This is a genomic window from Kocuria sp. JC486 (assembly GCF_011602805.1).
Taxonomy (GTDB): domain Bacteria; phylum Actinomycetota; class Actinomycetes; order Actinomycetales; family Micrococcaceae; genus Kocuria; species Kocuria soli.
This window is the reverse complement of sequence record NZ_JAAOZS010000006.1, coordinates 47,916-66,644: the sequence shown is the minus strand read 5'-3', so window position 1 is coordinate 66,644 and position 18,729 is coordinate 47,916. Positions and strand designations below refer to the sequence as shown.

Genomic DNA, 18,729 nt, shown 5'->3' with positions numbered 1-18,729 from the left:
GAGCGGGCGTGTTGCCCGTTCCCCGGCCGTTGCCCAGGCTTGCGTTCAGAGGTTGAGAGCGAACCTCAACGGGCGGGCCTGTCGTGCTGCCGACCGCGACCGCGCGCGAATACACCCCGGGTCCGGGAGATGCGGTAGTCGATTCGCCGGTCCACGTAGGACTCGAACTCCGGGAACTCCTCGAGGTTTCCGGTCAACTCTTCCGTGACGTAGTCGCGGAGCCTGTCCATATCCTGACGCCGCTTGATGTGGTCACGGGCCCGTGTCTCCACGACCAGGGCCTGGATGGTCGAGACACACATCAGGATCAGGACGACGCTGAAGGGCAGCGCCGTGATGAGCGAGCCGGCCTGCAGTGCCTCCAGGCCTCCGGCGAGCAGGAGCCCCGTCGCCAGGAAACCCTCGAGCAGCGCCCACACGACCCGCGACCAGGTGGGCGGGTTCGGGTGGCCGCCGGAGGCGAGCATGTCGACGACGAGCGACCCCGAGTCCGAGGAGGTGATGAAGAAGACGGCCACCAGGATGATCGCGATCACGGAGAGGATCGAGCCCAGGGGCAGTCCGTCCAGGACCTGGAACAGTGCCGATTCCACGGAGACTGCGCCGTCGGCGACCAGGTCCCCCTCGCCGTACATCTGGCGGAACAACCCCGAGCCACCCATCACGGCGAACCACAGGAAGCCCACGATGGTGGGAACCAACAGAACACCGGCGACGAACTGTCGAATGGTGCGACCCTTGGAAATTCTGGCGATGAAGACGCCGACGAACGGGGACCATGCGATCCACCAGCCCCAGTAGAAGATGGTCCAGCCGGTGAACCAGCTGGCGGCTTCCTCACCGCGCTGATAGGCGCCGACGTCGAACGTCATTTGCATCAGGTTGGCCAGGTAGACGCCCAAGGACTCGACGAAGTTCTGCAGGAGGAAGACCGTGGGGCCCAGCACGAGCATGGAGATCAACAGGAGCCCGGCCAGCGACAGGTTGATGTTCGACAGCCAGCGGATGCCGGCACCCAGCCCGCTGACCACGGACAACGTTGCCAGGAAGGTGATCACGATGATCAGGATGACCAACAGGGTATTGTCCGTCGAGTCCACGATGCCCATGGCCGCCATGCCCGCGGAGATCTGCTGCACGCCGAGGCCCAGCGACGTGGCCACGCCGAAGACGGTCCCGAAGATCGCCAGGATGTCGATGGCGTCTCCCATCCAGCCCTTGACCCGGTAGCCGAGCAGGGGCTCGAGCGCCCATCGGATCGACACCGGGCGTCCGCGACGGTGGATGGCGTATGCCAGGGCCAGACCGATCACCGAGTAGATGGACCAGGGGTGCAGGCCCCAGTGGATGAAGGTCTGTGCCATGGCCAGGCCCTGCAATTCGGCCTCGCTGCCTTCCCAACCCGGTTTGGGCGAGACGGTTGCATAGGTGAGAGGTTCACCCACGCCGTAGAACACCAAGCCGATGCCCATACCCGCCGCGAACAGCATGGCGAACCAGGAGAACACCCCGAATTCGGGTTCCTCGTCGTCACGGCCGAGCCGGATGTCGCCCATACGGGAGAGGCCCACGACCACGGTGAACGCGACGAATCCGCCCACGATCAGCATGTAGTACCAACCCAGGGTGGACACGATCCAACCCTGGACCGAGGTGAAGACGGTTCCGGTCCGCTCGGGGAAGGCGACTCCCACGAACCCGACAGCGAGGATCACCAGCATCGATGGCCAGAACACCCGGGGGGCGATGCCGAACTTGCCGATCTTGACGCCCTGCGCGCGGAGCTTCTCCGTGATGTCGTCGTCGCTGTCCTCCGCCCGGATCTGTTCTGATGCCGGGACGGACAGCTCTTCGTGCCTGGCGAGGGCGGCCTCGTCCGCGTCGATCGTGGCGGTGTCCGTTGCGGTAGTGTCCGCTGTGGAGGGTGCCTCTGTCGGGGTGTCCTCCGTAGGGGCATCCTCGTCGTGGGTCGCGAGGGCCACGTCGTGTTCGTGCTGCAGGGGGGTCTTGTCCGAGTCGTCCTGAGGGTCGCCCGCGGAATGCGGGGGTTGGGCCGAGGAGGTCATTGTGTACCTAACTGTCGCGAATTGGACTCGACCACACTGACCAATTACCAGTCAACTTTCAAGTTCCTCATTGGTCCGGTGAAGAATCCTGCGGTAGACGACTCGGGGCTGTCCTGCACGGTTGCACGGGCCCCACGATGTCCGGGTCCTTGGATGTTTGACACAATGACCCGGTGAGCTCAAGCGCGGAAACTCCCCAGAAGAAGATCGTCGTCATCGGTGGTGGCCCGGGTGGCTACGAGGCTGCCCTGCACGCCCGCGGACTGGGGGCGGAAGTCACCCTGATCGAACGTCAGGGCACAGGCGGTGCCGCGGTGCTGACCGACGTCGTGCCCTCCAAGACGCTGATCGCCTCCGCCGACACCATCCACCGCTTCCACGAGGTCCGCGACCTGGGTGTGCACTTCGTGGGTGGGCCCCAGGACGGTACGGAGGTCCAGGGGCTCGCGGCGAACCTGCAGACCATCAACACGCGGCTGCTCCGCCTGGCCGCCACCCAATCCCGCGACATCCGCCGCGGACTGGAGAAGGAAGGTGTGCAGGTGGTCGACGGGGTCGGCTCGCTTGTGGACCCCAACACCGTGCACGTGAAGGCCACCGACGGCATGGAGTACGACCTGGCGGCCGACGCCATCCTGGTCGCCGTCGGAGCTCATCCGCGGACCCTGCCCAACGCTCAGCCGGACGGCGAGCGCATCCTGACCTGGACGCAGGTCTACAACACGACCGAGATCCCCGAGCACTTGGTGGTTGTGGGCTCCGGCGTGACCGGCGCGGAGTTCGCCTCCGCCTACAACGGACTCGGCGCCAAGGTCACCCTGGTCTCCTCCCGGGACCAGGTTCTCCCGGGTGAGGACACCGACGCTGCCGAGGTGCTGGAGAGCGTTTTCGAGCGCCGCGGGCTCACCGTGGTCTCTCGGTCCCGCGCGGAAGCCGTGGAACGTACCGACGACGGCGTGGTGGTCACCCTCACCGGCGGCCGCAAGATCGCGGCCTCCCACTGCCTGCTGGCTGTTGGGTCGATCCCCAACACGGAGGGCATCGGACTCGAAGAAGTGGGCGTGCGCCTGGAGGACTCCGGCCACATCGCGGTGGACAGGGTTTCCCGTACGTCTGTGCCCAGCATTTACGCGGCCGGTGACTGCACGGGTGTCCTGCCGCTGGCCTCCGTTGCCGCCATGCAGGGCCGCATCGCCATGGCTCATGTGCTCGGCGATGCCGTCCAGCCGCTGCGTACCTCCGTGGTGGCCTCCAACATCTTTACCTCCCCGGAGATCGCCTCCGTGGGTGTGTCGGAGAAGGCGATCAAGGACGGGATCTACTCCGCGGACGTGATCAAGCTGGACCTGGCCACCAATGCCCGCGCCAAGATGATGGCGGTGGAGGACGGCTTCGTGAAGCTGTTCGCCCGCAAGGGCCCCGGCACGATCATCGGCGGCGTGGTGGTGGGCCCGCGCGCCTCCGAGCTGATCTTCGCGATCTCCGTGGCCGTCTCCAAGGGCCTCACGGTGGACGACTTCTCCGAGACCTTCACGGTGTATCCGTCCCTGTCCGGGTCGATCTCCGAGGCGGCCCGGCGTCTGCACCACCTGCAGGCCTGACTCACACTGTCCCCGCGCCGAGTGCGCAGTTTGATCGCCGCTGACTGTTTCAGCGGCGATCAAACTGCGCACTCGGCGCGAATCTCGGCTCCACAGGTGCCCGGCGGGTGGTCGGGCAGGGGCGGCTGTACTCGTCTGGGCGGCGAAACGGTCCCGGGGCGCTTGCGCCGCGTGTACTCATCCCATGGTCACGCCCGCTCACACACCACCCGCCGGACTCCGGGGCCGTTGTTTCACGACGGCGGAGGCGTACGCCCACGGGGTCACCCGCGGCCAGCTCTTGGGTCCGGGCTACGTATCGGTCTTCCGGAACGTGTGGGCGGTCGCGGGTCATGTGTTCCCGGCGGACCCGGTCGAGCATCTGATGGACCTGCTGCCGGCCGTGCAACTCGCGTATCCGGGGACTGCCGCGAGCCACACGACGGCGGCGCTGGTGCTGGGGCTCCGGGTCCCCGGTCGGTTGCGGCTTGCGCTACCGATACATCTCACTCCCTGGACAGAAGTCCTCCCTCCCCGGGTGAAGGGGCTGCGAGGCCATCGGTCCTGGATTCCGCCGCAGGACCGGGTGCTTCAGACCGGGGTGGGAGTCACCGGTCCCGTCCGGACCCTCGTGGATCTGGCCGGAGCGGCCGGGCCGCGGGGCCCGTGGTTCCTTGACCAGGCTGCTCTGGTGAGCGTGTTGGACGGCGTGATCTGTGAACACCGGTACGGCCCGTTGCGGGGTGTGCCTCCGCTCCGGGCCCGGGAGGCCGTCGCCGAGGACCTGGCACGAATGACGGGGTTGCGCGGCGTGGCTCGAGTGCGATCCGCGTTGGCCCTGGCGCGGCCGGGAGTGGACTCGGCGGCCGAGACCCGCGCGCGTCTGGTGCTCCAGGACAACGGGCTGGGGGAGTGGGTCACCGACCTCGAGCTCAGGGCCCCGGGGCATCGGTCGGTCTGGCCGGATCTTGCGCGTCCAGAGGACAAGGTGTCGCTGCAGATCGAGGGCCCGCACCACGACGCCGACCGCCAACGCGTCCGGGACATCGAACGCCAGCGGGCCACGGAGGCGGCGGGATGGATCGAGGTGCGCGTACTGATCTCCGACCTGTATCCGCGGTCGTTCGACCCACCGGGAACGCCTCCGCGCGTGGTGGACCTGGTCCGCGAGGCCATCGCCCGCCGTCGTCGGGGATGACAAACGCCGAGTGCGCAGTTCGATCGCTGCTCACTGACTCAGGGGCGATCAAACTGCGCACTCGGCGCGGGGAAAGTCGGGAAGGTTACTTCCTGCCGACCTCGACCATGTCCACGTGGCGGGTCTCCGGGGAGAGCCACAGGGCCACGAAGGTGATGACGGCGGCCGCCGACAGGTACATGCCCACTGCGGAGACGCCGAACTTGGCGTTGAGCCACACCGCGGCGTACGGGGTGAGCGCCGCACCCAGGATGGAGGCGACGTTGTACGCGATCCCCGAACCCGTGTAACGCACGTTGGTGGGGAACAGCTCCGGGAGCACGGCCGACATGGAACCGAAGGTCAGGCCCATGAGCGCCATGCCGACGGCCAGGAACACCACCAGGCGTACCAGGCTCAGGTCCTCACCGGTCCCCAGGTTCTCCGGCGCGATGAACCAGCCGAAGATCAACCCGAAGGCCACGATCAGCGCGGTGATCACCAGCAGCGAGGAACGCCGTCCGAACTTGTCGGCCAGCCAGCCGGAGACCGGGACCATGGCCGCGAACATGAGCACCGCGATGAGCTGAATGACCAGGAAGTTGCGGTAGGCGATGCCCAGGCCGCCCACGGACGCGGAGCCGATGCCGTAGGACAGGATCCAGGCCGTCATGAGGTAGAAGAGCACGTAGGTGGCCAGCATGATGAACGTGCCCTGGATGATCTGCAGCCAAGAGGTCTTGAAGACTTCCAGCACGGGCGACTTGACCGGCTCCGCGCGTTCCACGGCCTTTTTGAACACCGGGGTCTCCTCGAGGGAGAAACGCACGTAGAGGCCGACGATCACCATGATCACGGAGGCGATGAACGGGATGCGCCAGCCCCAGGTCAGGAACGCGTGGCTGGATCCGCTGTCTGCCAGGGTGGTGAAGCCCATGATCACGGTGAGGACCAGGAAGAACCCGTTGGCCAGGATGAACCCGAACGGCGCACCCAACTGGGGCCACATGGCCGCGCGGGCTCGTTTGCCGTCTTCGGCGTACTCCGTGGCCAGCAGGGACGCCCCGGACCATTCGCCGCCGAGCCCCAGGCCCTGGCAGAACCTCAGCACCGTCAGGATGATGGGCGCCCACAGGCCGATCGAGTAGTAGGTCGGCAGCAGGCCGATCAGGAACGTGGCAATGCCCATGGTCAACAGGGCGCCGATCAGGGTTGCCTTGCGGCCCACCCGGTCCCCGAAGTGACCGAACAGCACGGAACCGATGGGGCGGGCGACGAACGCCGCGCCGAACGTGGCCATCGAGGCCAGCAGCTTCGCGGTGTCGTTCTCGCCCGTGAAGAACAGGGCGGGGAACACGGCCACGGCGGCGGTCGCGTACACGTAGAAGTCGTAGAACTCGATGGTGGTTCCGACCAGCGACGCCGCGCGGACGCGGTTGCGCAGCGTCTTGGCGGTTCCGATCGGGTCCGTGATCACGGGGTCCGGGTCGCCGGAGTGATCCACAGTGGTTGACATGGGATTCCTTAGCGTCGTTCGCGGTGGCCGAGGCGGGCCCCGCGGGGGAGGGTCTGCGACCGGACCCATGGTCAGACCGCAGCGAACTTCACGGGGAGGTTACACGTCTGGTCATATCGCGGGACAGTGATCTCAATATTTGGTCACTATGTGGACCGACGCACGCAGAGGAGAGGGTCATGCCCGCGACCTGGGACCGGCTCCCCGCGACCGCGGCCCACGGGATGGCCGACGACGACGGCGGGTGGCCCGGTCGTCGTGACCGGGCCACCCGCCGTCGTGGGTGCGTGGTCTCCGGGGTCCCGGAGACGACCGTGGTTCAGGAGATGGTGGCCAGAACCGTGCCCGCGGAGACCGTGTCTCCGGGGTTGACGTCCAGGCCCGAGATGGTGCCCGCCTTGTGCGCCTTGAGTGGCTGCTCCATCTTCATGGCCTCGATGACCACGATCGTGTCGCCTTCCTCTACGTCGTCCCCGTTGTCCACGGCCAGCTTGACCACGGTGCCCTGCATGGGCGAGGTCAGGTCGTCGCCGGTGGCCTTGGCGCTGCCGCCGCGTCCGGAGCGTTCGCGGCGGGCCTTGGGGCCGCCGTTGCCGGAGGCCTTCGTGGTGCCCAGGACGGATGCGGGGAGGACGACTTCGAGGCGCTTGCCGGCAACTTCTACCACCACACTGCGGCGCTCCTCCGGGTCTCCCGCGGTTTCCGGGGTGCCCGCGAAGGGGTCGATCTGGTTGTCGAACTCGGTTTCGATCCAGCGGGTGTGCACGGTGAACGGCTGCCCGTCGGTCGGGGCGTAGGCCGGGTCGGAGACCACTGCGCGGTCGAAGGGCACCACGGTGGCCATGCCTTCGATCACGAGTTCCTCCAGGGCGCGACGCGACCGCGCCAAAGCCTGCTCGCGGGTGCTGCCGGTGACGATCAGCTTGGCGATCATCGAATCGAAGTTCCCGGAGACGGTCTCACCGGCCTCCACACCGGTGTCCACGCGAATGCCGGGTCCCGTGGGCAGCTTGAGCGCGGTGAGGGTGCCGGGGGCGGGCATGAAGTTGCGGCCCGGGTCCTCGCCGTTGATGCGGAACTCGATCGAATGTCCGCGGACTTCGGGGTCCTCGTAGCCGAGTTCCTCGCCGCGGGCCAGACGGAACTGCTCGCGGACCAGGTCGATGCCGGTGACCTCTTCGGAGACCGGGTGCTCGACCTGCAGGCGGGTGTTGACCTCCAGGAAGGAGATGGTCCCGTCCTTGCCCACCAGGAATTCGCAGGTGCCCGCACCCTGGTAGCCGGCTTCGCGCAGGATGGCCTTGGAGGATTCGTACAGGCGTCGATTCTGTTCCTCGCTCAGGAACGGGGCGGGCGCCTCCTCCACGAGCTTTTGGTTCCGGCGTTGCAGGGAGCAGTCGCGGGTGGAGATGACCGCCACGTTGCCGTGGGCATCCGCCAGGCACTGCGTCTCCACGTGGCGCGGTGCGTCCAGGAACCGTTCGACGAAGCACTCACCGCGGCCGAAAGCGGCCGTGGCCTCGCGGACGGCGGATTCGTAGAGTTCGGCGATCGATTCGCGTTCGCGGACCACCTTGATACCGCGGCCGCCGCCGCCGAAGGCCGCCTTGATGGCGATGGGCAGTCCGTGTTCGTCGGCGAAGGCCAGGACCTCGTCGGCGGACTGGACGGGCTCGGAGGTTCCGGGGACGCGGGGTGCGTCAACCTTCTCGGCAATCCGACGCGCGGCGACCTTGTCGCCGAGGGAGGCGATGGCGTGCGGCGGCGGGCCGATCCAGGTGAGCCCGGCGTTGATCACCGCGGCGGCGAAGTCCGCGTTCTCGGACAGGAAGCCGTACCCGGGGTGGACGGCGTCGGCTCCGGAGCGGGCCGCGGCGTCCAGGATCTTGTCGATCACCAAGTAGGAGTCCGTGGCGGTGTTACCACCCAGGCCGTAGGCCTCGTCTGCCATGCGGACGTGCAGGGCGTCGCGATCGGGATCGGCGTACACGGCCACGGAGGTGATGCCCTCGTCGCGGGCAGCCCTGATGACCCGGACGGCGATTTCGCCGCGGTTGGCCACCAGCACCTTGGACAAGGGCCGACGTCGGGGGGGTGCGGCGTTGGGTGCCTCGTGGGCTCCGGTCACGTGATCGATCTCCTCATCGCCATGAATGTGCGCCTGTCGTGTGCGCGACATCGAACCACAGCACTGTATTGCGTGGGGTTCCTCGGCGCACGTCATCGCCCATTCGATCACACGGGGATGCGTAACCTGATGTAGGACTTCCACAAAGTCACCGGGTGTGCCCGTGTCGGCCCCACCACAGGGCCGCCTGGATCCGTGAGGTGACCTGAAGTTTCGCCAGGACGTGGGAGACGTGGGTCTTGACCGTGGATTCGGCGACCACCAGCTCTCGGGCGATCTGCTGGTTGGACAGTCCCCGGGCCAACAGGGCCAGGACGTCCTGTTCGCGGTGGGTCAGGGGATCGGGCAGGTTGCCCGGGGGGACGAACCCGACGGCACGGTCTTCCTGCATTTCCTGAACTGCCTGCTCTTCCTCGCCCACGGCCGTGCCCACCTGGTTGGGGTCGGCGGCCTGCGACGGTGCAGCGTCTGCCGCCTGATCCCGGGGGCGGACGGCACGGGCGATCACGGACCTCAGGACTTCAGGGGCCAGGACCGCGTCCCCGGCGGCCACTCGCTGAACCGCGGCCACGATCTCCTGTGGCTCGGCCGACTTCACCAGGAAGCCGTCGGCCCCGGCCTCCAGGGCCGCCATGACGTACTCGTCCAGGGCGAAGGAGGTCAGGACGACGACGCTGGCGCCGGCCTCCCGCAACTGCCCGATCACGCTCAGGCCGCTGGGTCCGGGCATCCGGATGTCCAGCAGCACCACCTGGGGTCGTAGCGCTCGGGTGAGTTCGACGGCCTCGGTAGCCTTCTCGGCCTCACCCAGAACGAGGAACGGTTCCGGTGCCGTTTCCAGGATCAACCGCACCCCCGCACGGATGGCGGCGTGGTCGTCGGCCAGGACCACGGTGGTGCCCGGCACTCGTGGGTGGGATGTGGGCGTGCTCGGGGTGGACGGAATCAGTGCCTCGGTCATGGTCGGGGTGCCTTCTCATCGTGCTGGATTGAGACCTCCACGGAGGTCTCGTGTCTTCGGGGCAGAGCAAGTGGCTGAGCAGGCGGTGTCGTGGTGGCGGGCCAGAGTGCCTCCACGGTCCAGGTCGTGGCACAACTGTCGGTGGCAACCGGCCCGGCCGTGAACGTTCCTCCCGACTCCTCCGTGCGTAGCCGCATGGATCGCAGGCCGAGTCCGTCGTCCTCACGGGGCTGCGTGGTGGTGGTGCGGGACCTGCACAGGAGGTGGAGGGCTCCGTCGTCGTGGGTGAGTGACAGGTCGACGGGGCCCGGGGAGGCGTGTTTGAGCACGTTGGTGACGGACTCCTGGGCCACGCGAAGGGCCGCTTGCGCCGTCGCGGGGTCGGCGTGATCCAGCAGCAGCCCGGCCTGCTCGGCCTCGGTCGCCCGGGCCTCCGGGAAGGAAGCGCGGAGCCGGGCCGCGAGGCTACCCCATGTGCCGCGGTGGTCGAGGTCCTGATCCATGCCCTCGCGGAGCACGTCGATCAGCGTGCGCATCTCCGTGAGGGCATCCACGGACGCCGTTCGGATCGACTCCAACGTCTTGTCCCGGGTGGCGGCCGGTGCGGTGCGCATGCCTTCGGTGCGCAGGGCCGCCGTCTGCAGGGCAATGGCAGAAAGGTGCCCGGCGACGCCGTCGTGCAGGTCCTGGGCGATTCGGCGGCCGTGCTCCTGGACCTGCAGGGCGGCGCGGGCCTCCGCGAGTTCCCGCTCGCGGACCGCCAGCTGACGTTGCGCCGCGGCGGCGATCTCCGCTTGGCGCCGCGCCTCGCTGTGATTGCGCACCTCCCAGGCCCACAACAGAGGCAGGATCAACACCACCCCCAGCTGCACACCCGCCGCGAACCACAATTCGGGTTCGCGGGACACCGCAGTGGTGGCCAGCGTCCCCGCGATGGTGAGAACCACGCACAGGACAGTGGTGTTCCGTGCCAGACGCGGCGTGCCGTAGAGCACTGCGCTGAAGGCAGCTTCGAACTGCAGGAACGCGGCACCCAGCTCACCCGTCAAGAGCATGGCGAGTGTGGCGGACAGTCCGGTGACCACCAGAACCACCAGGGGGCGACGTTTCCGGAAGGCCGTGGTGGCGGCACCGACCAGCAACAGGCCCAACGACAGCTGAGGGGAGTGCTCACCCGGCAGGAGCAGGTCCTTCGCCATCGACCAGTCCGTCATCCACAACAGCACGACCACGACGACGTAGGTCGCGGCTGCGGGGAAGTCGAGAGACCTGCTTGCCCCTGCACCGTGGGCATCGATGCTGCCGGAGGGCTCAGCACCGGGGGATTCGACATCGGCAGGGTCGGTGGTCATGGTCCCGAATCTAATGTGCGCCCGTCAGCGGAGACAGGGGTCGGACGGGAACCGGGACGAAGATCCATCGATTGGGGGAGAAGGGGAGGGGTATGAGGTGTCCAGTGACGGTACCGATGGCCGATGCCCCGTGAACCCCGCGCGGACAGGCTGGAGACATGAACATTCTCGAGGCCGTCTTCACGGGGTTGAGCGCCCAGGAGGCCGTGACCCTCGGCGGACTGGCGCTGATCGATTCCACCAGCACGGGGACCTTGGTGCTGCCCCTGGTGCTCTTGCTCTTTACCTCCGGCGGCGGACGGGGCGGGGCCCGAGCCGTGGCGCTACGGGTCACGCTCTACCTGGCCGTCATCGCGCTGTTCTACTGGCTCCTGGGTGTGGCTCTCCTGGCGGGTGTCACCGTCGCCTTCCAACCCGTCGCCGACTTCCTGGCCACCCGCGTGGGCGCGGCCGCGTTGGTTGCCCTGGGCGCCGGGCTGACCGCGTTGAGCTGGTGGGTGGATCCCAAGGAGATCCGTAAGCGTGGAGGGGACCCGGACGCCTCGACTCGCCGTTGGATTGCACGCGCCGAACGTGCCGTGCGCAGGTGGCCGGCCCTGGCTGCGCTCGCGGTCGTTGCGGGACTGATCGAGGTCGCCTCGATGTTGCCGTACCTGGCAGCCATCGGTGGACTGGCCCAGTCGGAGTTGCCCCGCGGGGCTTCGGCGCTCGTGTTGGTGGCCTACTGCCTGGTCATGGTGCTGCCCGCGATGGTTCTGGTGATGGCGCGAATGGTCCTGGGGGAACGGATCGATCGTCCCGTGGCCGCGCTTCGGAACTGGGCGGTGCGCACCACGCCCACCACGCTGGCCTGGGTGCTCGGCATCGTCGGCGTGGTGATCATTGTGCGGACCGTGCCCACCCTGCTGGGTGGTTGACGAGGGGTCGCGCGGCGGGTCAGCTACCGGGCCGCCACAGGTCCGTGACGGCGACGCCGGCCCGTGCCGCCAGTTGGCGCAGGACGTTGACGGAGAGGCCGATGACAGCGTGCAGGTCGCCGTCCACGCGCTCGATGAACGCCGCACCGTAACCGTCCAGGGTGAAGGACCCTGCGACCCACAGGGGTTCTTGGGTGGCGACGTAGGCCGCGACGTCGTCGTCGCTCAGGGACGCGAAGGTGACGTCCGCCCCGGCCTCCATGCCGTCGCGGAACCCGGTTCCGCCGTCGTCGGGACTGCGGGTGTCGATCATCCAGTGGCCGGTGTGGAGGTGGCCGGTCCGCCCGCGCATGGCGCTGATCCGCTGGGTGGCGCGCTCGGGGGTCAACGGTTTGCCGTGGACCTCACCGTCGAAAGCGAACACCGAATCGCACCCGATGACCAGGTGCCCGGCCGCTTCGGGCAGGCTCGCGACGGCTTCGCACTTGGCACGGGCCAGCAGAAGTGCGATCTCTCGGGGGGCCGTGGCACCCGCGGCGGCAACGACGGCGTCCTCGTCGACCTCCGAGGCCAGCTGGGTGAATCCGATTCCCGAATCGCGCAATAACTTAGCGCGTGCAGGGGACTGGGAGGCCAGAACGATCAGCGGAGTCTCGGGCATGCGCCCCAGCCTAGGTCAGGCGCTGCAGCCACGGCCGGGTCAAGTGCTACCCGTTGTCCCGTGCCTGCCGGTCCTCGCGGTCATTGGCCTTCTGGATCGCCGCGACCAGCTCCTCCTTGGTCATCTCGGACCGACCGTCGATGTCGAGGCGCTGGGCGACCTCGTACAGGTGCTCCTTGCTCGCGTTGGCGTCCACGCCACCGGAGGTTTCGCCCTTGCGGGTGTTCGGGCCCTCGGACCGCTCGTCCGACGGACCCGGTTCGTCCTTCGGCTCCCAGTGGTCTCCGACCTTTTCGTGGGTGCGTTTAAGAGCGGCCCAGGCGGTCTGGTGGGCGCGCGCCTCGTCGTCGTACTGTTCCTCCGCGGAGCCCAATGCTTCTGCGTAGGTGCGTTGCGCCTTGTCGTCGGACCGTTGCAGGGTCGATGGAAGATCCTCGACCTCGGGGACGTTGGCATCCCCGGACGAAGTGTTCTTGGGACTCACGGCTGCCTCCCGGATCGACTGCGAGCGAATGTTCCGCAATCGTAAGCACGCTGCCCACTGGTGCGGAATGGAAGGCTGAACGTGATTCCCGCAGAACCGTGGACGGCTCCGGCCGCCCGGTAACGCGACAGCACGAGGTGAGGAGATTCGGTGCACGGAGAGTACAAGGTTCGCGGAGGAAAGCTCGTCGTCGTCGACCTGGAACTCAGCGGACAGGGCGACCTGGCCACCTTCCGGGACGTGGTGGTCTCCGGTGACTTCTTCCTGGAACCCGATGACGCCTTCGAGGACCTCAACGCAGCGTTGGAAGGACTCCCGGCCCACTTGAGCGTGGAGGGCATCGCCCGTGCGATCGAGGCCAAGTTCGAGGCCCGCGCCCTGGCCGGCGGGGACGAAGTCCGCATGATCGGCTTCAATGCAGAAGCCGTAGCGATCGCCGTCCGCCGAGCCGTGGGCGCGGCCCAGAGCTGGGCGGACCTGGACGTGGAGGTCATCGGCATGAGGACCATGGACCCCGCCATGCACGTCGCCCTGGACGAGGTCTTGGCGGCAGAGATGGCCGCGGGTCGCCGCGGCCCCACCTTGCGGTTCTGGGACTGGGACGACGCCCTGGTGGTGATCGGTTCCTACCAGTCGGTGCGCAACGAGGTCGACACGGAAGCGGCGGCCGAATACGGCGTCGGCGTGACCCGTAGGATCACCGGGGGAGGCGCGATGTTCATGGAGCCCGGCAACTGTGTGACGTACTCGCTCATGGTGCCCGCCGGTCTGGTGGAGGGGCTCAGCCATGAACGGGCCTACGCGTTCCTGGACGAATGGGTCATGGGTGCCCTGGAACAGATCGGGGTCAAGGCCCGCTACGTGCCGCTCAACGACATCACCACGGACCAGGGCAAGATCGGCGGCGCAGCTCAGCGACGGTTCGCGGACGGGACCCTTCTGCACCACGTGACCATGAGCTACGACATCGACGCCGACAAGATGCTCCAGGTGCTGCGCATCGGGCGGGAAAAGCTTTCCGACAAGGGCATCAAGTCGGCCAAGAAGCGGGTGGACCCCATGCGCTCGCAGACGGGCATGGTACGGGAGGCGATCATCGAGTCCTTCCGCGAGTACTTCCTGAGCAACTACCGCTCCCATGAAGGGGACTACCGCCCGGAGGAACTCGAGGCCGCCCGCGCCCTGGTGAAGTCCAAGTTCGCCACGGAGAAATGGACTCACCGCGTCCCGTGACCTCCCCCTGAGCCCCCTCCGAGTGCCGCACGCGCCGAGACCTCCGAAAGAGCCCGTTCCACAGCGCAATGTGGGCTCTTTCGGAGGTCTCGGCACACTCAGCTCGGGAGCGCTCAGTACTCGATGACCACGCGGCCTTCGATCTTCCCGTGGATCATCTCGTCGAACACGGCGTTGATGTCCTCGAGCGGACGCTTGGAGAACGTGGGGTGGATTAGCCCGCGGCTGTAGAACTCCAGCGCCTCCTCCATGTCCCGGCGCGTCCCGACGATCGACCCGCGAATGGTCAACCGCTTGAGCACGATCTCGAAGATCGGGGCCGGGAACTCACCCGGAGGCAGACCGTTGAACACGATCGTGCCCCTGCGGCGGGTCATCCCGATGGCCTGTCCGAACGCATCCGGGTGGACGGCCGTGACCAGCACACCGTGCGCACCGCCGATGGCCTCCTGGATGGCTTCCGCGGGGTCGGCGGCGAACGCGTTGACCACCACCTCCGCACCGTGCTGCTTGGCCAACTCGAGTTTGTCGTCGGCGACGTCGACCGCGGCCACTCGCATCCCCATGGCCACGGCGTACTGCACGGCAATGTGCCCCAGTCCGCCCACGCCGGAGATCACGACCCACTGACCGGGCTTGACCTCGGTCTCCTTGAGCCCCTTGTAGACGGTGACGCCGGCGCACAGGACCGGGGCGATCTCGTAGGAGTCGGCACCCTCGGGAATCAGGGCGCAGTACCGTGCATCGACCAGCATGTACTGGCCGAAGGAACCGTCCACGGAGTAGCCGCCGTTGGACTGCTGTTCGCACAGCGTCTCCCACCCGGCTTCGCAGTACTCGCACTCGCCGCAGGCACTCCACAGCCAGGCATTGCCCACCATGTCGCCGACCGCAACGCGCGTGACTCCCTCGCCGACTTCAACCACTTCACCCACGCCTTCGTGGCCCGGGATGAAGGGCGGGGTGGGCTTCACGGGCCAGTCACCGTGGGCTGCGTGCAGGTCCGTGTGGCACACGCCGGAAGCCACCAGCTTGACCAGCGCCTGACCGGGGCCGGGCTTGGGCATCGGGGTCTCGGTCACGTCCAGGTCTTCGCCGAATGCCTTGACCACTGCTGCGTTCATCGTCTGTTCGGTCATGTTCGTGCACGTCCTCTCGTCAGCGGCCGGCCTCCGAGGCGCGGGGGTGGCCGCAGAGGTTCACCGGGTACTTCCATTGAAGCCCGGAACGGCCGTGGGGTACATCACGTTGCACACAGTTGACTGCGCGTGAGGAACCGTTGACCCGTGGGAGCTTCGAGCGAGAACCCCGATCCGCGGCCCTTGACCGCGTCGATCACCAGGGCCGTGTGTTTCCACGCGTTGAACTGCTCACGGGAGATCCACAGCTCCAGCGGCCCGAGCACGGAGCCGTCGTCGTCGCTGAGCTCCGCCGTGCCCATCAGGACGTCGGCCCCACCCGTGCGGAACTCCCCTGCGGGGAAACACATGGGCGCGGAGCCGTCGCAGCATCCGCCCGACTGGTGGAACATGAGCGGACCGTGCCGCCGCCACAACTCTCGCAGGAGCTCGACGGCGGCCGCCGTGTACGCCACCCGCGCGACGTCATCCTCGGGGCCCGGTGCGGCCTCGAGGACGACGTCGAACCCGGCCACCTGCGTGACGGGTTTCTGGGACATCAGAACAACCCCATCGCGTTCTGCGAGTACGAGACCAGGAGGTTCTTGGTCTGCTGGTAGTGGTCCAGCATCATCAGGTGGTTCTCACGGCCGATGCCCGAGGACTTGTACCCGCCGAAGGCCGCGTGCGCGGGGTAGTTGTGGTAGTTGTTCACCCACACGCGCCCGGCCTGGATGGCCCGCCCGGCACGGTAGGCGGTGGTCCCGTTACGCGACCACACGCCGGCGCCCAGGCCGTAGAGGGTGTCGTTCGCGACCGAGATCGCCTCGTCGAAGTCGGTGAACGAGGTCAGGGAAAGGACCGGGCCGAAGATCTCCTCCTGGAAGATCCGCATGGTGTTGTCACCCTCGAAGATCGTGGGCTGGACGTAGTAGCCGCCGGACAGGTCGCCGTCGAGCTCCATGCGCTCGCCACCGATCAGTGCCTTGGCACCCTCCTGCTTGCCGATGTCCAGGTAGGAGAGGATCTTCTCGAGCTGGTCCGTGGAGGCCTGGGCGCCCACCATGGTGTTGGTGTCCAGGGGGTTACCCTGGACCATCTTCTTGACCCGTTCCACGCCCTCGGCCACGAACTCGTCGTACATCCCCTTCTGCACCAGGGCGCGGGAGGGGCAGGTGCAGACCTCGCCCTGGTTGAGCCCGAACAGCGCGAAGCCCTCCAGCGCCTTGTCGTAGAAGGCGTCCTTCTCCTGCGCAATGTCGTCGAAGAAGATGTTGGGGGACTTGCCGCCCAGCTCCAGGGTCACCGGAATGATGTTCTCGGAGGCGTACTGCATGATCAGGCGGCCCGTGGTGGTCTCACCCGTGAACGCGATCTTGCGGATCCTCGGGTTGGAGGCCAGCGGCTTGCCCGCCTCGGCACCGAAACCGTTGACCACGTTGACCACGCCGGCCGGGATCAGGTCCTCCAGGAGTTCGATCAGGAACAGGATCGACGCCGGGGTCTGCTCGGCGGGCTTGAGCACCACGCAGTTGCCGGCGGCCAGGGCGGGGGCCAGCTTCCAGACGCCCATCAGGATGGGGAAGTTCCAGGGGATGATCTGTCCCACCACGCCCAGCGGCTCGTGGAAGTGGTAGGCCACCGTGTCCTCGTCGATCTGGGACAGCCGACCTTCCTGTGCCCGGATCGCGCCCGCGAAGTAGCGGAAGTGATCGATGGCCAGCGGGATGTCCGCGGCCAGCGTCTCGCGGACCGGCTTCCCGTTGTCCCAGGTCTCGGCCACGGCAATGGCTTCGAGGTTCTCTTCCATCCGGTCGGCGATCTTGTTGAGCAGGACCGCTCGTTCGGCCGGAGTGGTGGCGTTCCACGACGGCGCCGCGGCCCACGCGGCGTCGAGTGCCGCCTCGATGTCCTCGGCCGTGCCACGGGCCACTTCCGCGAAGGCCTTGCCCGTCACGGGCGTGATGTCCTCGAAGTACTCGCCCTTGACGGGGGCCACCCATTTGCCTCCGATGAAGTGCTCGTATCGGGACTTGAAGGTGGCCGGAGAATCTGCTTGCCCGGGTTGTGCGTAGACCGTCATGGCTGACTCCTTCGTCATTGGGGGCGCGGGGTCGAATGTGACCCAGAACACGTGTCTGCAAACGCTACGTGAGTCGCCGCTCGGCTGCCACCCCGGGACACCTGCGGCGCGCGACCGACACCGTCGTCGTTGCCGTTGAGTAGTGGCCTCAGACTCCCTGGATCATGATTGCGAATGGAATCACCGCAGGTCTCGGGTCAATTGCGGTCCTGTCACGAAGTCGTCCCGGTGGTTCTCCCGGCCCGTGTTCGGTGCGTACGTTGCCATCACGGGAGCACACAGCCCCGTCCCGGTGGTGGACCAGAACAGATGTTCAGGACAGCCGGCCGACGGAGATCCGGCTCTGGGTCTTTGCGGTTCGAGTCCTCTGGCGCGCAGGCCGGGCGATCTGTAGGAGGCGATCGAAATGTCGATCGTCCAGAACCGGAACAACTTGACCGACCAGAAGTTGCGTCCGTTGGCCGGGCCGCGCCCAGCAGCCACATCGCAGGGGTCCTCAGCCGACGGTGTGGGGCATCTCCTGGACCGGCGGCGACTGTTCCTGTCCGGGGCAGTGATTGCGGCGGGCGGGCTGGCCCTGACGTCTGTGCGGGGCACTCCGGCCGCTGCCGAAGAGACCAAGGACCTCAGGTACGAATACCCCCAGCTCGGCCTCATCGTGACTCTCGTCGAGCCGTCCTACGGGGACCGTGCACACGCGATCCACACGGAGGCCACGGTCACCTCGACGCTGGACCATGCGGTCTCCATTGCCTGGGAGGCCACGGGGGCACAAGAGAGGGCCACCTACGAGATTGCGCCCGGTGGGAGTGCGGAGCAATTGCTGTTGTTCACCGAGTGGGACTCATTCGCCACGGTCCACGAACTCACTCTCTACAGTTCGGGCACCGGGGACGCGACCACCGTTGACACCTTTGCCTTGACCTGGGACGAGATCTTCGACGCGCATCTTCCCTCCCGCGGTGGAGCCACGTTGGCGGACGTCTCGACCGCACACGCGAACTACGACGACATCGTGTGGGCGCTGGACCGTGGGCTCGACTACGGGTCGGTGGGTATCCGCGACCGGTCCTTCTTTTACCCGGACGACGTCACCACCAAGGGTGACGTGGCGATGTTCCTCCACCACCTGAGGCATCCCCGCATCAAACCGGCTCCCTTCGAGGACCCCTTTGCGGACATCGAGCCCGCGGACGAAATTCTGCAGTCGGCAATCGATGTGCATGACCGCGGGATCATGTGGGTCAACACGGGTGGTGATCAGCGGCTCTACTTCGAGGGAGACGGTCAATGGGTGCGGGCACGTGTACCGTCCCAACAATACGTTGACCAGGGGCCAGCTGTGCGGGGTCGTTCGTCGCCTGGATGAGGTCCTCTTCGGCTGAGGCAGGTTCAGCTGAGACACGACGAGTGCCTTGCCGGGGCGGCCGTCATGGGAGACGACGGCCGCCCC

15 protein-coding genes are annotated in these 18,729 nt (G+C 67.3%); 5 read left to right on the top strand and 10 right to left on the bottom strand.

Translation table 11 applies throughout. From position 1 onward, the window contains the following. Nucleotides 1-65: 65 nt before the first annotated feature. Nucleotides 66-2,066, bottom strand: coding sequence for a BCCT family transporter (locus tag GWK18_RS05075; RefSeq protein WP_166833623.1), 2,001 nt, complete (start codon nt 2,064-2,066; stop codon nt 66-68). 173 nt (nt 2,067-2,239) lie between these two features. On the opposite strand from GWK18_RS05075, the gene GWK18_RS05070 reads away from it, so the two are divergent. Both GWK18_RS05070 and GWK18_RS05065 read left to right on the top strand, forming a co-directional pair. Then, nucleotides 2,240-3,667: an NAD(P)H-quinone dehydrogenase gene (locus GWK18_RS05070; RefSeq protein ID WP_166833621.1), complete on the top strand. Its 1,428-nt coding sequence runs from the start codon at nt 2,240-2,242 to the stop codon at nt 3,665-3,667. Between the two features lie 184 nt (nt 3,668-3,851). Continuing rightward, nucleotides 3,852-4,844 carry a hypothetical protein gene (locus GWK18_RS05065; protein WP_166833619.1) on the top strand — a complete coding sequence of 331 codons (993 nt, stop codon included), beginning with the start codon at nt 3,852-3,854 and terminating at the stop codon, nt 4,842-4,844. 85 nt (nt 4,845-4,929) lie between these two features. Here the strand turns inward: GWK18_RS05065 and GWK18_RS05060 are convergent, their stop codons facing one another. The 4 genes from GWK18_RS05060 to GWK18_RS05045 all read right to left on the bottom strand — a co-directional run bounded on the left by GWK18_RS05060 (nt 4,930) and on the right by GWK18_RS05045 (nt 10,780). Then, a complete protein-coding gene (locus GWK18_RS05060) occupies nt 4,930-6,339 on the bottom strand; it encodes an MFS transporter (protein ID WP_166833617.1) in 1,410 nt (469 codons plus the stop codon). Nucleotides 6,340-6,658: 319 nt separating this feature from the next. Continuing rightward, nucleotides 6,659-8,467, bottom strand: a complete 1,809-nt coding sequence (locus GWK18_RS05055; RefSeq protein ID WP_348535837.1) for a biotin carboxylase N-terminal domain-containing protein — start codon at nt 8,465-8,467, stop codon at nt 6,659-6,661. Between the two features lie 148 nt (nt 8,468-8,615). Continuing rightward, a complete protein-coding gene (locus GWK18_RS05050) occupies nt 8,616-9,428 on the bottom strand; it encodes a response regulator transcription factor (protein ID WP_123825114.1) in 813 nt (270 codons plus the stop codon). Beyond that, the gene (locus tag GWK18_RS05045) at nt 9,425-10,780 is read right to left on the bottom strand and encodes a histidine kinase (RefSeq protein WP_166833615.1); all 1,356 of its coding nucleotides are present in this window, start codon (nt 10,778-10,780) and stop codon (nt 9,425-9,427) included. Before GWK18_RS05045 ends, GWK18_RS05050 begins: the two co-directional genes overlap by 4 nt. 158 nt (nt 10,781-10,938) lie before the next feature. On the opposite strand from GWK18_RS05045, the gene GWK18_RS05040 reads away from it, so the two are divergent. Beyond that, nucleotides 10,939-11,697 carry a GAP family protein gene (locus GWK18_RS05040; protein ID WP_123825116.1) on the top strand — a complete coding sequence of 253 codons (759 nt, stop codon included), beginning with the start codon at nt 10,939-10,941 and terminating at the stop codon, nt 11,695-11,697. A 19-nt stretch (nt 11,698-11,716) separates the two neighbouring features. Here GWK18_RS05040 and GWK18_RS05035 read toward each other — a convergent pair whose 3' ends face one another. Both GWK18_RS05035 and GWK18_RS05030 read right to left on the bottom strand, forming a co-directional pair. Beyond that, nucleotides 11,717-12,358, bottom strand: a complete 642-nt coding sequence (locus tag GWK18_RS05035; RefSeq protein ID WP_166833613.1) for a Maf family protein — start codon at nt 12,356-12,358, stop codon at nt 11,717-11,719. A 46-nt stretch (nt 12,359-12,404) separates the two neighbouring features. Next, on the bottom strand, nt 12,405-12,842 hold the full coding sequence (locus tag GWK18_RS05030; protein ID WP_123825118.1) for a ChaB family protein: 438 nt from the start codon (nt 12,840-12,842) through the stop codon (nt 12,405-12,407). Nucleotides 12,843-12,992: 150 nt separating this feature from the next. Between GWK18_RS05030 and GWK18_RS05025 the strand changes: the two genes are divergently transcribed. After that, complete coding sequence (locus tag GWK18_RS05025; protein WP_166833611.1) at nt 12,993-14,075, top strand: biotin/lipoate A/B protein ligase family protein; 1,083 nt, start codon at nt 12,993-12,995, stop codon at nt 14,073-14,075. A 113-nt stretch (nt 14,076-14,188) separates the two neighbouring features. Here GWK18_RS05025 and adhP read toward each other — a convergent pair whose 3' ends face one another. The 3 genes from adhP to GWK18_RS05010 all read right to left on the bottom strand — a co-directional run bounded on the left by adhP (nt 14,189) and on the right by GWK18_RS05010 (nt 17,276). Further along, a complete protein-coding gene (adhP, locus tag GWK18_RS05020) occupies nt 14,189-15,214 on the bottom strand; it encodes an alcohol dehydrogenase AdhP (protein WP_166833609.1) in 1,026 nt (341 codons plus the stop codon). Between the two features lie 104 nt (nt 15,215-15,318). Then, entirely contained in the window at nt 15,319-15,753 is a 435-nt protein-coding gene (locus GWK18_RS05015; RefSeq protein WP_123825121.1) for a DUF779 domain-containing protein, read from the bottom strand. Next, a complete protein-coding gene (locus tag GWK18_RS05010) occupies nt 15,753-17,276 on the bottom strand; it encodes an aldehyde dehydrogenase family protein (protein WP_123825122.1) in 1,524 nt (507 codons plus the stop codon). Before GWK18_RS05010 ends, GWK18_RS05015 begins: the two co-directional genes overlap by 1 nt. 406 nt (nt 17,277-17,682) lie before the next feature. Between GWK18_RS05010 and GWK18_RS05005 the strand changes: the two genes are divergently transcribed. Then, nucleotides 17,683-18,645 carry a hypothetical protein gene (locus GWK18_RS05005; RefSeq protein WP_123825123.1) on the top strand — a complete coding sequence of 321 codons (963 nt, stop codon included), beginning with the start codon at nt 17,683-17,685 and terminating at the stop codon, nt 18,643-18,645. Nucleotides 18,646-18,729 lie beyond the last annotated feature (84 nt).

Coding starts and splice junctions, on each gene's coding strand:
- GWK18_RS05075 (WP_166833623.1), bottom strand. CDS start 2,066: ATGACCTCCTCGGCCCAACCCCCGCATTCCGCGGGCGACCCTCAGGAC.
- GWK18_RS05065 (WP_166833619.1), top strand. CDS start 3,852: ATGGTCACGCCCGCTCACACACCACCCGCCGGACTCCGGGGCCGTTGT.
- GWK18_RS05060 (WP_166833617.1), bottom strand. CDS start 6,339: ATGTCAACCACTGTGGATCACTCCGGCGACCCGGACCCCGTGATCACG.
- GWK18_RS05050 (WP_123825114.1), bottom strand. CDS start 9,428: ATGACCGAGGCACTGATTCCGTCCACCCCGAGCACGCCCACATCCCAC.
- GWK18_RS05045 (WP_166833615.1), bottom strand. CDS start 10,780: ATGACCACCGACCCTGCCGATGTCGAATCCCCCGGTGCTGAGCCCTCC.
- GWK18_RS05040 (WP_123825116.1), top strand. CDS start 10,939: ATGAACATTCTCGAGGCCGTCTTCACGGGGTTGAGCGCCCAGGAGGCC.
- GWK18_RS05035 (WP_166833613.1), bottom strand. CDS start 12,358: ATGCCCGAGACTCCGCTGATCGTTCTGGCCTCCCAGTCCCCTGCACGC.
- adhP (WP_166833609.1), bottom strand. CDS start 15,214: ATGACCGAACAGACGATGAACGCAGCAGTGGTCAAGGCATTCGGCGAA.
- GWK18_RS05015 (WP_123825121.1), bottom strand. CDS start 15,753: ATGTCCCAGAAACCCGTCACGCAGGTGGCCGGGTTCGACGTCGTCCTC.
- GWK18_RS05010 (WP_123825122.1), bottom strand. CDS start 17,276: ATGACGGTCTACGCACAACCCGGGCAAGCAGATTCTCCGGCCACCTTC.
- GWK18_RS05005 (WP_123825123.1), top strand. CDS start 17,683: ATGTCGATCGTCCAGAACCGGAACAACTTGACCGACCAGAAGTTGCGT.